Raw genomic sequence first — 13,794 nt, forward strand, 5'->3', positions numbered from 1 at the left:
TCCGGTAGCGGCGTAAAAATCGCGGAAGGGATGAAAAAAACAGCGCCTGACGGCGCTGTGTCTGGCATGCCTGCAATCCGGGAAACCGGACCAGGAAAAAACTTGCAGGCCATAACAGTATCTACGTTAATTCTGCAATATATTGAATCTGCATGCTTTTGTAGGCCGGATAAGGCGTTCACGCCGCATCCGGCATTGGCTACAAACTTAACGCTGCTCGTAGCGTTTAAACACCAGTTCACCATTGCTGGAGGAAGCTTCATCAAAGAAGTAACCTTCGCTATTAAAACCAGTCAGTTGCTCTGGTTTGGTCAGCCGATTTTCAATAATGAAACGACTCATCAGACCGCGTGCTTTCTTAGCGTAGAAGCTGATGATCTTAAATTTGCCGTTCTTCTCATCGAGGAACACCGGCTTGATAATCTCGGCATTCAATTTCTTCGGCTTCACCGATTTAAAATACTCATCTGACGCCAGATTAATCACCACATTATCGCCTTGTGCTGCGAGCGCCTCGTTCAGCTTGTTGGTGATGATATCTCCCCAGAATTGATACAGATCTTTCCCTCGGGCATTCTCAAGACGGATCCCCATTTCCAGACGATAAGGCTGCATTAAATCGAGCGGGCGCAGTACGCCATACAAGCCGGAAAGCATTCGCAAATGCTGTTGGGCAAAATCGAAATCGTCTTCGCTGAAGGTTTCGGCCTGCAAGCCGGTGTAGACATCACCTTTAAACGCCAGAATCGCCTGGCGGGCATTCTCCGGCGTGAAATCTGGCTGCCAGTCATGAAAGCGAGCGGCGTTGATACCCGCCAGTTTGTCGCTGATGCGCATCAGCGTGCTAATCTGCGGAGGCGTCAGTTTCCGCGCTTCATGGATCAACTGCTGGGAATTGTCTAACAGCTCCGGCAGCGTATAGCGCATGGTGGTCAACGGGCTTTGGTAATCAAGCGTTTTCGCAGGTGAAATAAGAATCAGCATATCCAGTCCTTGCAGGAAATTTATGCCGACTTTAGCAAAAAAAGAGAATGAGTTGATCGATAGTTGTGATTACTCCTGCGAAACATCATCCCACGCGTCCGGAGAAAGCTGGCGACCGATATCCGGATAACGCAACGGATCAAACACCGGGCGCACGCCGAGTTTACGCTGGCGTAGATAATCACTGGCAATGGTATGAACCACAGGCGAGAGCAGTAAAATGGCGGTCAAATTGGTAATAGCCATGCAGGCCATTATGATATCTGCCAGTTGCCACATCAGCGGAAGACTTAGCAAGGTGCCGCCGATGACCGTTGCGAAGGTGCAGATCCGCAAACACCAGATCGCTTTAGGGTTGTTCAGGCGTAAAAAGAAGAGATTGTTTTCGGCATAAATGTAGTTGGCAACGATGGAGCTGAAGGCAAACAGAATAACCACGAGGGTAACAAACTCAGCACCCCAGGAACCCATTAGCACCCGCATCGCCTTCTGGATAAGCTGAATACCTTCCAGCGGCATGTAGGTTGTGCCGTTACCCGCCAGTAATATCAGCATGGCGCTTGCCGTACAGATGACCAGGGTGTCGATAAAAATGCCAATCATCTGGACAATCCCTTGAGCTGCCGGATGCGGAGGCCAGGACGCAGCTGCCGCTGCTGCGTTTGGTGTAGAACCCATTCCCGCCTCATTGGAAAACATACTGCGCTGAAAACCGTTAGTAATCGCCTGGCTTAAGGTATATCCCGCCGCGCCGCCTGCCGCTTCCTGCCAGCCAAAAGCACTCTCAAAAATAGACCAAATGACGTGGGGAAGTTGCCCGATATTCATTACGCAAATCACCAGGCTGGTCAGTACCCAGATTATCGCCATCAACGGGACAAAACCCTGCATGAGCCGGGCGACGCCATGAAGACCGCGAGTGATTGCCAGCAGAGTAAAGACAGCGAGAATAATGCCTGTCACCAGCGGGGGAAAATCAAAAGAAAAACTCAGGGCTCGGGCAACGGCGTTCGCCTGAACTCCGCTGAAAATTATGCCATAGGCGATGAGCAAAAAGACGGCGAACAGAACGCCCATCCAACGCATCCCCAGCCCGCGCGCCATATACCATGCCGGTCCGCCACGAAACTGTCCATTGACGTCACGTTCTTTATAAAGTTGTGCCAGAGAACATTCGGCAAACGAGGTCGCCATGCCGATAAACGCGGCAACCCACATCCAAAAGACGGCTCCAGGTCCACCGGCGGTAATTGCCAGCGCAACGCCGGCCAGGTTGCCGCTACCCACGCGCGCCGCAAGACTGGTACACAATGACTGAAATGAGGTTAAACCGCCTGGCTGTGGATGAATGCTATTTTTAAGACTTTTGCCAAACTGGCGGATGTAGCGAAACTGCACAAATCCGGTGCGAAAAGTGAACCAACAACCTGCGCCGAAGAGCAGGTAAATCATTACCGATCCCCAAAGGACGCTGTTAATAAAGGAGAAAAAATCTGGCATGCATATCCCTCTTATTGCCGGTCGCGATGACTTTCCTGTGTAAACGTTACCAATTGTTTAAGAAGTATATACGCTACGAGGTACTTGATAACTTCTGCGTAGCATACATGAGGTTTTGTATAAAAATGGCGGGCGATATCAACGCAGTGTCAGAAATCCGAAACAGTCTCGCCTGGCGATAACCGTCTTGTCGGCGGTTGCGCTGACGTTGCGTCGTGATATCATCAGGGCAGACCGGTTACATCCCCCTAACAAGCTGTTTAAAGAGAAATACTATCATGACGGACAAATTGACCTCCCTTCGTCAGTACACCACCGTAGTGGCCGACACTGGGGACATCGCGGCAATGAAGCTGTATCAACCGCAGGATGCCACAACCAACCCTTCTCTCATTCTTAACGCAGCGCAGATTCCGGAATACCGTAAGTTGATTGATGATGCTGTCGCTTGGGCGAAACAGCAGAGCAACGATCGCGCGCAGCAGATCGTGGACGCGACCGACAAACTGGCAGTAAATATTGGTCTGGAAATCCTGAAACTGGTTCCGGGCCGTATCTCAACTGAAGTTGATGCGCGTCTTTCCTATGACACCGAAGCGTCAATTGCGAAAGCAAAACGCCTGATCAAACTCTACAACGATGCTGGTATTAGCAACGATCGTATTCTGATCAAACTGGCTTCTACCTGGCAGGGTATCCGTGCTGCAGAACAGCTGGAAAAAGAAGGCATCAACTGTAACCTGACCCTGCTGTTCTCCTTCGCTCAGGCTCGTGCTTGTGCGGAAGCAGGCGTGTTCCTGATCTCGCCATTTGTTGGCCGTATTCTTGACTGGTACAAAGCGAATAGTGATAAGAAAGAGTACGCTCCGGCAGAAGATCCGGGCGTGGTTTCTGTATCTGAAATCTACCAGTACTACAAAGAGCACGGTTATGAAACAGTGGTTATGGGCGCAAGCTTCCGTAACATCGGCGAAATTCTGGAACTGGCAGGCTGCGACCGTCTGACCATCGCACCGGCACTGCTGAAAGAGCTGGCGGAGAGCGAAGGGGCTATCGAACGTAAACTGTCTTACACCGGCGAAGTGAAAGCGCGTCCGGCGCGTATCACTGAGTCCGAGTTCCTGTGGCAGCACAACCAGGATCCAATGGCAGTAGATAAACTGGCGGAAGGTATCCGTAAGTTTGCTATTGACCAGGAAAAACTGGAAAAAATGATCGGCGATCTGCTGTAATCATTCTTAGCGTGACCGGGAAGTCGGTCACGCTACCTCTTCTGAAGCCTGTCTGTCACTCCCTTCGCAGTGTATCATTCTGTTTAACGAGACTGTTTAAACGGAAAAATCTTGATGAATACTTTACGTATTGGCTTAGTTTCCATCTCTGATCGCGCATCCAGCGGCGTTTATCAGGATAAAGGCATCCCTGCGCTGGAAGAATGGCTGACATCGGCGCTAACCACGCCGTTTGAACTGGAAACCCGCTTAATCCCCGATGAGCAGGCGATCATCGAACAAACGTTGTGTGAGCTAGTGGATGAAATGAGTTGCCATCTGGTGCTCACCACGGGCGGAACTGGCCCGGCGCGTCGTGACGTAACGCCCGATGCGACGCTGGCAGTAGCGGACCGCGAGATGCCTGGCTTTGGTGAACAGATGCGCCAGATCAGCCTGCATTTTGTACCAACTGCGATCCTTTCGCGTCAGGTGGGCGTGATTCGCAAACAGGCGCTGATCCTTAACTTACCCGGTCAGCCGAAGTCTATTAAAGAGACGCTGGAAGGTGTGAAGGACGCTGCGGGTAACGTTGTGGTACACGGTATTTTTGCCAGCGTACCGTACTGCATTCAGTTGCTGGAAGGGCCATACGTTGAAACGGCACCGGAAGTGGTTGCAGCATTCAGACCGAAGAGTGCAAGACGCGACGTTAGCGAATAAAAAAATCCCCCCGAGCGGGGGGATCTCAAAACAATTAGTGGGATTCACCAATCGGCAGAACGGTGCGACCAAACTGCTCGTTCAGTACTTCACCCATCGCCAGATAGATTGCGCTGGCACCGCAGATCAGCCCAATCCAGCCGGCAAAGTGGATGATTGCGGCGTTACCGGCAATGTTACCGATCGCCAGCAGGGCAAACAGCACGGTCAGGCTAAAGAAAACGAATTGCAGAACGCGTGCGCCTTTCAGCGTGCCGAAGAACATAAACAGCGTAAATACGCCCCACAGACCCAGGTAGACACCAAGGAACTGTGCATTTGGCGCATCGGTCAGACCCAGTTTCGGCATCAGCAGAATCGCAACCAGCGTCAGCCAGAAAGAACCGTAAGAGGTGAATGCGGTTAAACCGAAAGTGTTGCCTTTTTTGTACTCCAGCAGACCAGCAAAAATTTGCGCGATGCCGCCGTAGAAAATGCCCATGGCAAGAATAATACCGTCCAGAGCGAAATAACCCACGTTGTGCAGGTTAAGCAGAATGGTGGTCATGCCGAAGCCCATCAGGCCCAGCGGTGCCGGATTAGCCAACTTAGTGTTGCCCATAATTCCTCAAAAATCATCATCGAATGAATGGTGAAATAATTTCCCTGAATAACTGTAGTGTTTTCAGGGCGCGGCATAATAATCAGCCAGTGGGGCAGTGTCTACGATCTTTTGAGGGGAAAATGAAAATTTTCCCCGGTTTCCGGTATCAGACCTGAGTGGCGCTAACCATCCGGCGCAGGCAGGCGATTTGCAGTACGGCTGGAATCGTCACGCGATAGGCGCTGCCGCTGACCGCTTTAACCCCATTTAGTGCCGCACCTACAGGGCCTCCCAGCCCCGCGCCGCGCAGCAAACCATGCCCAAGTACGCTCATTGCTGCGTGGGTGCGTAAAATGCGGGTCAGTTGGCTGGAAAGCAAATGCGACACGCCTTTTGCCAATAATTTGTCTTTCATCAGCAGCGGCAGCAGCTCTTCCAGCTCATTCACCCTGGCATCGATCGCGTGCAGAAACTCCTGCTTATGTTCCTCGTCCATATTCTTCCAGGTGTTACGCAGAAATTGTTCCAGTAACTGTTGCTCAATCTCAAACGTAGACATCTCTTTGTCGGCTTTCAGCTTCAATCGTTTTGAAACATCGAGCAAAATGGCCCGATACAATTTACCGTGTCCGCGCAGTTTGTTGGCGATACTATCGCCACCAAAATGCTGTAATTCTCCAGCAATCAGCTGCCAGTTGCGGCGATGTTGCTCGGGATGCCCTTCCATCGATTTAAACAGTTCGTTGCGCATCAGTACGCTGGAGAGGCGAGTTTTGCCTTTTTCATTATGGGTGAGCAATCGGGCGAAATTTGCCAACTGTTCCTCACTGCAATGCTGGAGAAAATCCAGATCTGAATCATTCAGGTAATTAACATTCATTTTTTGTGGCTTCTATATTCTGGCGTTAGTCGTCGCCGATAATTTTCAGCGTGGCCATATCCGATGAGTTCACCGTATGACCGGAAAAGGTGATTTTTGAGACGCAGCGTTTATTGTCGTTATCACTGTTAATGTTGATCCAGTCAGTGGTTTGCCCTTCTTTTATTTCTGAAGGAATATTCAGACTCTGACTGGCGCTACGGGCGGCTTTGAAATAAACCGATGCACCGCTTAACTGTAAATCGCCATGGTCGGCAGAGAGTTGTATGCGTTTCACAATGCGACAAACAGGAAGTTTCAGCGCCAGATCGTTGGTTTCGTTACGCGGCATTGCAATGACGCCGAGGAGTTTATGGTCGTTTGCCTGCGCCGTGCAGCACAGCATCAGGCTAATCGCCAGGCTGGCGGAAATCGTAAAAACGGATTTCATAAGGATTCTCTTAGTGGGAAGAGGTAGAGGGATGAATACCCACTAGTTTACTGCTGATAAAGAGAAGATTCAGGTACGTAATCTTTTCTTTTTATTACAATTTTTTGATGAATGCCTTGGCTGCGATTCATTCTTTATATGAATAAAATTGCTGTCAATTTTACGTCTTGTCCTGCCATATCGCGAAATTTCTGCGCAAAAGCACAAAAAATTTTTGCATCTCCCCCTTGATGACGTGGGTTACGACCCCATTTAGTAGTCAACCGCAGTGAGTGAGTCTGCAAAAAAATGGAATTGGGCAGTTGAAACCAGACGTTTCGCCCCTATTACAGACTCACAACCACATGATGACCGAATATATAGTGGAGACGTTTAGATGGGTAAAATAATTGGTATCGACCTGGGTACTACCAACTCTTGTGTAGCGATTATGGATGGCACCACTCCTCGCGTGCTGGAGAACGCCGAAGGCGATCGCACCACGCCTTCTATCATTGCCTATACCCAGGATGGTGAAACTCTGGTTGGTCAGCCGGCTAAACGTCAGGCAGTGACGAACCCGCAAAACACCCTGTTTGCGATTAAACGCCTGATTGGCCGCCGCTTCCAGGACGAAGAAGTACAGCGTGATGTTTCCATCATGCCGTTCAAAATTATTGCTGCTGATAACGGCGACGCATGGGTCGAAGTTAAAGGCCAGAAAATGGCACCGCCGCAGATCTCTGCTGAAGTGCTGAAAAAAATGAAGAAAACCGCTGAAGATTACTTGGGTGAACCGGTAACTGAAGCTGTTATCACCGTACCGGCATACTTTAACGATGCTCAGCGTCAGGCAACCAAAGACGCAGGCCGTATCGCTGGTCTGGAAGTAAAACGTATCATCAACGAACCGACCGCAGCTGCGCTGGCTTACGGTCTGGACAAAGGTACTGGCAACCGTACTATCGCGGTTTATGACCTGGGTGGTGGTACTTTCGATATTTCTATTATCGAAATCGACGAAGTTGACGGCGAAAAAACCTTCGAAGTTCTGGCTACCAACGGTGATACCCACCTGGGTGGTGAAGACTTCGACAGCCGTCTGATCAACTACCTGGTTGAAGAATTCAAGAAAGATCAGGGCATTGACCTGCGCAACGATCCGCTGGCAATGCAGCGCCTGAAAGAAGCGGCAGAAAAAGCGAAAATCGAACTGTCTTCCGCTCAGCAGACCGACGTTAACCTGCCGTACATCACTGCAGATGCGACCGGTCCGAAACACATGAACATCAAAGTGACTCGTGCGAAACTGGAAAGCCTGGTTGAAGATCTGGTAAACCGTTCCATTGAGCCGCTGAAAGTTGCACTGCAGGACGCTGGCCTGTCCGTATCTGATATCGACGACGTTATCCTCGTTGGTGGTCAGACTCGTATGCCAATGGTTCAGAAGAAAGTTGCTGAGTTCTTTGGTAAAGAGCCGCGTAAAGACGTTAACCCGGACGAAGCTGTAGCAATCGGTGCTGCTGTTCAGGGTGGTGTTCTGACTGGTGACGTGAAAGACGTACTGCTGCTGGACGTTACCCCGCTGTCTCTGGGTATCGAAACCATGGGCGGTGTGATGACGACGCTGATCGCGAAAAACACCACTATCCCGACCAAGCACAGCCAGGTGTTCTCTACCGCTGAAGACAACCAGTCTGCGGTAACCATCCATGTGCTGCAGGGTGAACGTAAACGTGCGGCTGATAACAAATCTCTGGGTCAGTTCAACCTGGATGGTATCAACCCGGCACCGCGCGGCATGCCGCAGATCGAAGTTACCTTCGATATCGATGCTGACGGTATCCTGCACGTTTCCGCGAAAGATAAAAACAGCGGTAAAGAGCAGAAGATCACCATCAAGGCTTCTTCTGGTCTGAACGAAGATGAAATCCAGAAAATGGTACGCGACGCAGAAGCTAACGCCGAAGCTGACCGTAAGTTTGAAGAGCTGGTACAGACTCGCAACCAGGGCGACCATCTGCTGCACAGCACCCGTAAGCAGGTTGAAGAAGCAGGCGACAAACTGCCGGCTGACGACAAAACTGCTATCGAGTCTGCACTGACTGCACTGGAAACTGCTCTGAAAGGTGAAGACAAAGCCGCTATCGAAGCGAAAATGCAGGAGCTGGCACAGGTTTCCCAGAAACTGATGGAAATCGCCCAGCAGCAACATGCCCAGCAGCAGACTGCCGGTGCTGATGCTTCTGCAAACAACGCGAAAGATGACGATGTTGTCGACGCTGAATTTGAAGAAGTCAAAGACAAAAAATAATCGCCCTATAAACGGGTAATTATACTGACACGGGCGAAGGGGAATTTCCTCTCCGCCCGTGCATTCATCTAGGGGCAATTTAAAAAAGATGGCTAAGCAAGATTATTACGAGATTTTAGGCGTTTCCAAAACAGCGGAAGAGCGTGAAATCAAAAAGGCCTACAAACGCCTGGCCATGAAATACCACCCGGACCGTAACCAGGGTGACAAAGAGGCCGAGGCGAAATTTAAAGAGATCAAGGAAGCTTATGAAGTTCTGACCGACTCGCAAAAACGTGCGGCATACGATCAGTATGGTCATGCTGCGTTTGAGCAAGGTGGTATGGGCGGCGGCGGTTTTGGCGGCGGCGCAGACTTCAGCGATATTTTTGGTGACGTTTTCGGCGATATTTTTGGCGGCGGACGTGGTCGTCAACGTGCGGCGCGCGGTGCTGATTTACGCTATAACATGGAGCTCACCCTCGAAGAAGCTGTACGTGGCGTGACCAAAGAGATCCGCATTCCGACTCTGGAAGAGTGTGACGTTTGCCACGGTAGCGGTGCAAAACCAGGTACACAGCCGCAGACCTGTCCGACCTGTCATGGTTCTGGTCAGGTGCAGATGCGTCAGGGTTTCTTTGCCGTGCAGCAGACCTGTCCACACTGTCAGGGTCGCGGTACGCTGATCAAAGATCCGTGCAACAAATGTCATGGTCATGGTCGTGTTGAGCGCAGCAAAACGCTGTCCGTTAAAATCCCGGCAGGGGTGGACACTGGAGACCGCATCCGTCTTGCGGGCGAAGGTGAAGCGGGCGAGCATGGCGCACCGGCAGGCGATCTGTACGTTCAGGTTCAGGTTAAACAGCACCCGATTTTCGAGCGTGAAGGCAACAACCTGTATTGCGAAGTCCCGATCAACTTCGCTATGGCGGCGCTGGGTGGCGAAATCGAAGTACCGACCCTTGATGGTCGCGTCAAACTGAAAGTGCCTGGCGAAACCCAGACTGGTAAGCTGTTCCGTATGCGCGGTAAAGGCGTCAAGTCTGTCCGCGGTGGCGCACAGGGTGATTTACTGTGCCGCGTTGTCGTCGAAACACCGGTAGGCCTGAACGAGAAGCAGAAACAGCTGCTGCAAGAGCTGCAAGAAAGCTTCGGTGGCCCAACCGGCGAGCACAACAGCCCGCGCTCAAAGAGCTTCTTTGATGGTGTGAAGAAGTTTTTTGACGACCTGACCCGCTAACCTCCCCAAAAGCCTGCCCGTGGGCAGGCCTGGGTAAAAATAGGGTGCGTTGAAGATATGCGAGCACCTGTAAAGTGGCGGGGATCACTCCCCGCCGTTGCTCTTACTCGGATTCGTAAGCCGTGAAAACAGCAACCTCCGTCTGGCCAGTTCGGATGTGAACCTCACAGAGGTCTTTTCTCGTTACCAGCGCCGCCACTACGGCGGTGATACAGATGACGATCAGGGCGACAATCATCGCCTTATGCTGCTTCATTGCTCTCTTCTCCTTGACCTTACGGTCAGTAAGAGGCACTCTACATGTGTTCAGCATATAGGGGGCCTCGGGTTGATGGTAAAATATCACTCGGGGCTTTTCTCTATCTGCCGTTCAGCTAATGCCTGAGACAGACAGTCTCAAGCACCCGCCGCTATTATATCGCTCTCTTTAACCCATTCTGTTTTATCGATTCTAATCCTGAAGACGCCTCGCATTTTTATGGCGTAATTTTTTAATGATTTAATTATTTAACTTTAATTTATCTCTTCATCGCAATTATTGACGACAAGCTGGATTATTTTTGAAATATTGGCCTAACAAACATCGCCGACTGACAACAAATTAATTATTACTTTTCCTAATTAATCTCTCAGAAATCCTCACCTTAAGCTATGATTATCTGGGCTTAGGGTCACTCGTGAGCGCTTACAGCCGTCAAAAACTCATCTCACCGCTGATGGCGCAAATTCTTCAATGGATCGTAAAAAACGAGTTATTCCTACACTATAATCTGATTTTAACGATGATTTGTGCGGGGTAAAATAGTAAAAACGATCTATTCACCTGAAAGAGAAATAAAAAGTGAAACATCTGCATCGATTCTTTAGCAGTGATGCCTCGGGAGGCATTATTCTTATCATTGCCGCTATCCTGGCGATGATTATGGCCAATAGCGGCGCAACCAGTGGATGGTATCACGACTTTCTGGAGACGCCGGTTCAGCTCCGGGTTGGTTCACTCGAAATCAACAAAAACATGCTGTTATGGATAAATGACGCGCTGATGGCGGTATTTTTCCTGTTAGTCGGTCTGGAAGTTAAACGTGAACTGATGCAAGGATCGCTAGCCAGCTTACGCCAGGCCGCATTTCCAGTTATCGCCGCTATTGGTGGGATGATTGTGCCGGCATTACTCTATCTGGCCTTTAACTATGCCGATCCGATTACCCGCGAAGGGTGGGCGATCCCGGCGGCTACTGACATTGCCTTTGCACTTGGTGTGCTGGCGCTGTTGGGAAGTCGTGTTCCGTTAGCGCTGAAGATCTTTTTGATGGCTCTGGCTATTATCGACGATCTTGGGGCCATCATTATCATCGCATTGTTCTACACTAATGACTTATCGATGGCCTCTCTTGGCGTCGCGGCTGTAGCAATTGCGGTACTCGCGGTATTGAATCTGTGTGGTGTACGCCGCACGGGCGTCTATATTCTGGTTGGCGTAGTGTTGTGGACTGCGGTGTTGAAATCGGGGGTTCACGCAACCCTGGCGGGGGTAATTGTCGGCTTCTTTATTCCTTTGAAAGAGAAGCATGGGCGTTCTCCAGCGAAGCGACTGGAGCATGTGTTACACCCGTGGGTGGCGTATCTGATTTTGCCGCTGTTTGCATTTGCTAATGCTGGCGTTTCACTGCAAGGTGTCACGCTGGATGGCTTGACCTCCATTCTGCCATTGGGGATCATCGCTGGCTTGCTGATTGGCAAACCGCTGGGGATTAGTCTGTTCTGCTGGTTGGCGCTGCGTTTGAAACTGGCGCATCTGCCTGAGGGAACGACTTATCAGCAAATTATGGCGGTGGGGATCCTGTGCGGTATCGGTTTTACTATGTCTATCTTTATTGCCAGCCTGGCCTTTGGTAGCGTAGATCCAGAACTGATTAACTGGGCGAAACTCGGTATCCTGGTCGGTTCTATCTCTTCGGCGGTAATTGGATACAGCTGGTTACGCGTTCGTTTGCGTCCATCAGTTTGACAGGACGGTTTACCGGGGAGCCATAAACGGCTCCCTTTTCATTGTTATCAGGGAGAGAAATGAGCATGTCTCATATCAATTACAACCACTTGTATTACTTCTGGCATGTCTATAAAGAAGGTTCCGTGGTTGGCGCAGCGGAGGCGCTTTATTTAACTCCACAAACCATTACCGGACAGATTCGAGCGCTGGAAGAGCGCCTGCAAGGCAAATTATTTAAACGCAAGGGACGTGGTCTCGAACCCAGCGAGCTGGGAGAACTGGTCTATCGCTATGCCGATAAAATGTTCACCTTAAGCCAGGAAATGCTGGATATTGTGAACTATCGCAAAGAATCCAATTTATTGTTTGACGTTGGTGTGGCTGATGCACTTTCCAAACGCCTGGTCAGTAGCGTACTTAACGCCGCAGTGGTAGAAGGCGAGCCCATTCATCTTCGCTGCTTCGAATCCACCCACGAAATGCTGCTGGAGCAATTAAGTCAGCATAAACTGGATATGATCATTTCTGACTGTCCGATAGACTCTACGCAGCAGGAAGGCCTGTTCTCCGTGAGAATTGGCGAATGTGGCGTGAGTTTCTGGTGTACAAATCCACCACCAGAAAAACCGTTCCCGGCTTGTCTGGAAGAACGGCGACTTTTGATTCCTGGGCGACGTTCAATGTTAGGGCGCAAATTGCTTAACTGGTTTAACTCCCAGGGATTAAACGTAGAAATCCTCGGCGAGTTTGATGATGCCGCGTTGATGAAAGCTTTTGGTGCGATGCACAATGCAATCTTCGTTGCCCCAACGCTTTATGCATATGACTTTTATGCCGATAAAACTGTCGTAGAAATTGGTCGCGTCGAGAATGTGATGGAAGAGTACCATGCTATTTTTGCTGAGCGGATGATTCAGCACCCGGCGGTACAGCGAATCTGCAATACGGATTATTCTGCGCTTTTTAGTCCAGCGGCGCGTTAATCGGCACCTCCCCCCAAAGTTAAGGTGGGGGAGATAGATTAGTTGTACATAACCACGATTTTGACTCGGCTCATTATTTGCCCGCTTGAGACATTATTTCCATATGTACGCGGGCGAATAAATAGAGGAATCTGATTACTTCCTTCATGGGGATGCTGAAAAGAGTAGTAATTGCTTTTACCATACTGGATTTCATTCGTACCATCATTGGAGAGTTGAAAGCCTATTTGACCCGCACCGTCCTCACTGTTTTCTAACTCATTTTTTAATATGCTGGTTCCTGACTCCTGTATCGTCACTGGTTCAAAGTAATATTCAACATCACTGGGTTCAAAAACTAATTCACCTTGCTCGCCCTGGATGCAGTCAAATCTTATATGATGAAACTGATAATTTTCATTATTGATACGAGACAGTACAAATCGTCCAGTGTCGATGGATTGATCTTCAAAACCACAGGTCATTAAATTTACCTGTAAAATAGTATTTAAATTATAATTAAAGCGGACGCTATTACAATTAGTATTATTCCCTGTACATGAACTCACTTCAATTTCGAACAACAAAGGAAAAGGAGTTCCAGGAAAAATGTCTGCGGTGTTAGAACTATCTGATACAGATGCGATAGAATATGGAATGGTGAAATTTATCGCAGATAGCATTTCTTCTAAATTATAAGATGACTTCCCTGGAAGCTCTATTTTTTTACCGTCAGATTCAAAGGGGAAATTAATAATATAATGACGACTTCCGACTTTAAACCTTAAAGCGTTCTGTGTTAAAAAATGAACTTTAATGGCGTTGGTTGTCTCTTGCAAGTCTGTACACTCAATGATATTTCCGGTGTTTTCAATTTTTCGGCGGTTAGATTACCTTTCATACTCAGTGGCTTGAGTATATATGTTCCACGTTGTTCACCGACATTGGTCAATGCACAGGGAGCACTTTGCACAATAAAAGAATATAGACTCAAGGTGATTAATAAAAGCCACTTCATA

The 13,794-nt window shown here is 49.4% G+C and carries 12 protein-coding genes and 1 pseudogene; 6 read left to right on the plus strand and 7 right to left on the minus strand.

Going from position 1 to position 13,794, the window contains the following annotated elements:
* Positions 1–207: 207 nt before the first annotated feature.
* Entirely contained in the window at positions 208–984 is a 777-nt protein-coding gene (gene yaaA / locus ACJHXA_RS11690; RefSeq protein WP_000906183.1) for a peroxide stress protein YaaA, read from the minus strand.
* Positions 985–1,053: 69 nt separating this feature from the next.
* Positions 1,054–2,484 carry an alanine/glycine:cation symporter family protein gene (locus ACJHXA_RS11695; protein WP_001112606.1) on the minus strand — a complete coding sequence of 477 codons (1,431 nt, stop codon included), beginning with the start codon at positions 2,482–2,484 and terminating at the stop codon, positions 1,054–1,056.
* Between the two features lie 278 nt (positions 2,485–2,762).
* Between ACJHXA_RS11695 and tal the strand changes: the two genes are divergently transcribed.
* Both tal and mog read left to right on the plus strand, forming a co-directional pair.
* Positions 2,763–3,716: a transaldolase gene (gene tal, locus ACJHXA_RS11700; RefSeq protein WP_000130182.1), complete on the plus strand. Its 954-nt coding sequence runs from the start codon at positions 2,763–2,765 to the stop codon at positions 3,714–3,716.
* Between the two features lie 114 nt (positions 3,717–3,830).
* Positions 3,831–4,418, plus strand: coding sequence for a molybdopterin adenylyltransferase (gene mog / locus ACJHXA_RS11705; protein WP_001094682.1), 588 nt, complete (start codon positions 3,831–3,833; stop codon positions 4,416–4,418).
* 34 nt (positions 4,419–4,452) lie between these two features.
* Here mog and satP read toward each other — a convergent pair whose 3' ends face one another.
* From satP to ACJHXA_RS11720, 3 genes are all read right to left on the minus strand, one after another.
* Positions 4,453–5,019 (minus strand): acetate uptake transporter, encoded by a 567-nt coding sequence (gene satP / locus ACJHXA_RS11710; RefSeq protein ID WP_000528538.1) that lies wholly within the window; start codon positions 5,017–5,019, stop codon positions 4,453–4,455.
* A gap of 148 nt (positions 5,020–5,167) precedes the next feature.
* Positions 5,168–5,881: an acidic protein MsyB gene (gene msyB / locus ACJHXA_RS11715; protein ID WP_001102379.1), complete on the minus strand. Its 714-nt coding sequence runs from the start codon at positions 5,879–5,881 to the stop codon at positions 5,168–5,170.
* Positions 5,882–5,906: 25 nt separating this feature from the next.
* Positions 5,907–6,311, minus strand: coding sequence for a DUF2541 family protein (locus ACJHXA_RS11720; RefSeq protein ID WP_000843568.1), 405 nt, complete (start codon positions 6,309–6,311; stop codon positions 5,907–5,909).
* Positions 6,312–6,687: 376 nt separating this feature from the next.
* On the opposite strand from ACJHXA_RS11720, the gene dnaK reads away from it, so the two are divergent.
* Together dnaK and dnaJ are read left to right on the plus strand one after the other, a co-directional pair.
* The gene (dnaK, locus tag ACJHXA_RS11725) at positions 6,688–8,604 is read left to right on the plus strand and encodes a molecular chaperone DnaK (RefSeq protein WP_000516135.1); all 1,917 of its coding nucleotides are present in this window, start codon (positions 6,688–6,690) and stop codon (positions 8,602–8,604) included.
* An 88-nt stretch (positions 8,605–8,692) separates the two neighbouring features.
* Entirely contained in the window at positions 8,693–9,823 is a 1,131-nt protein-coding gene (gene dnaJ, locus ACJHXA_RS11730; RefSeq protein ID WP_001118464.1) for a molecular chaperone DnaJ, read from the plus strand.
* A 103-nt stretch (positions 9,824–9,926) separates the two neighbouring features.
* Here the strand turns inward: dnaJ and mokC are convergent, their stop codons facing one another.
* Complete coding sequence (gene mokC, locus ACJHXA_RS11735; protein WP_000809168.1) at positions 9,927–10,079, minus strand: type I toxin-antitoxin system toxin MokC; 153 nt, start codon at positions 10,077–10,079, stop codon at positions 9,927–9,929.
* A 585-nt stretch (positions 10,080–10,664) separates the two neighbouring features.
* Here mokC and nhaA point away from each other — a divergent pair.
* Both nhaA and nhaR read left to right on the plus strand, forming a co-directional pair.
* Entirely contained in the window at positions 10,665–11,831 is a 1,167-nt protein-coding gene (nhaA, locus tag ACJHXA_RS11740) for a Na+/H+ antiporter NhaA (RefSeq protein WP_000681360.1), read from the plus strand.
* Positions 11,832–11,896: 65 nt separating this feature from the next.
* Complete coding sequence (gene nhaR / locus ACJHXA_RS11745; RefSeq protein WP_001300855.1) at positions 11,897–12,796, plus strand: transcriptional activator NhaR; 900 nt, start codon at positions 11,897–11,899, stop codon at positions 12,794–12,796.
* Between the two features lie 38 nt (positions 12,797–12,834).
* Here nhaR and ACJHXA_RS11750 read toward each other — a convergent pair.
* A pseudogene (locus ACJHXA_RS11750) lies at positions 12,835–13,793 on the minus strand (fimbrial family protein).
* Position 13,794: the final 1 nt, after the last annotated feature.

It is taken from the genome of Escherichia sp. WS33 (assembly GCF_046486385.1).
Classification (GTDB): domain Bacteria; phylum Pseudomonadota; class Gammaproteobacteria; order Enterobacterales; family Enterobacteriaceae; genus ECMA0423.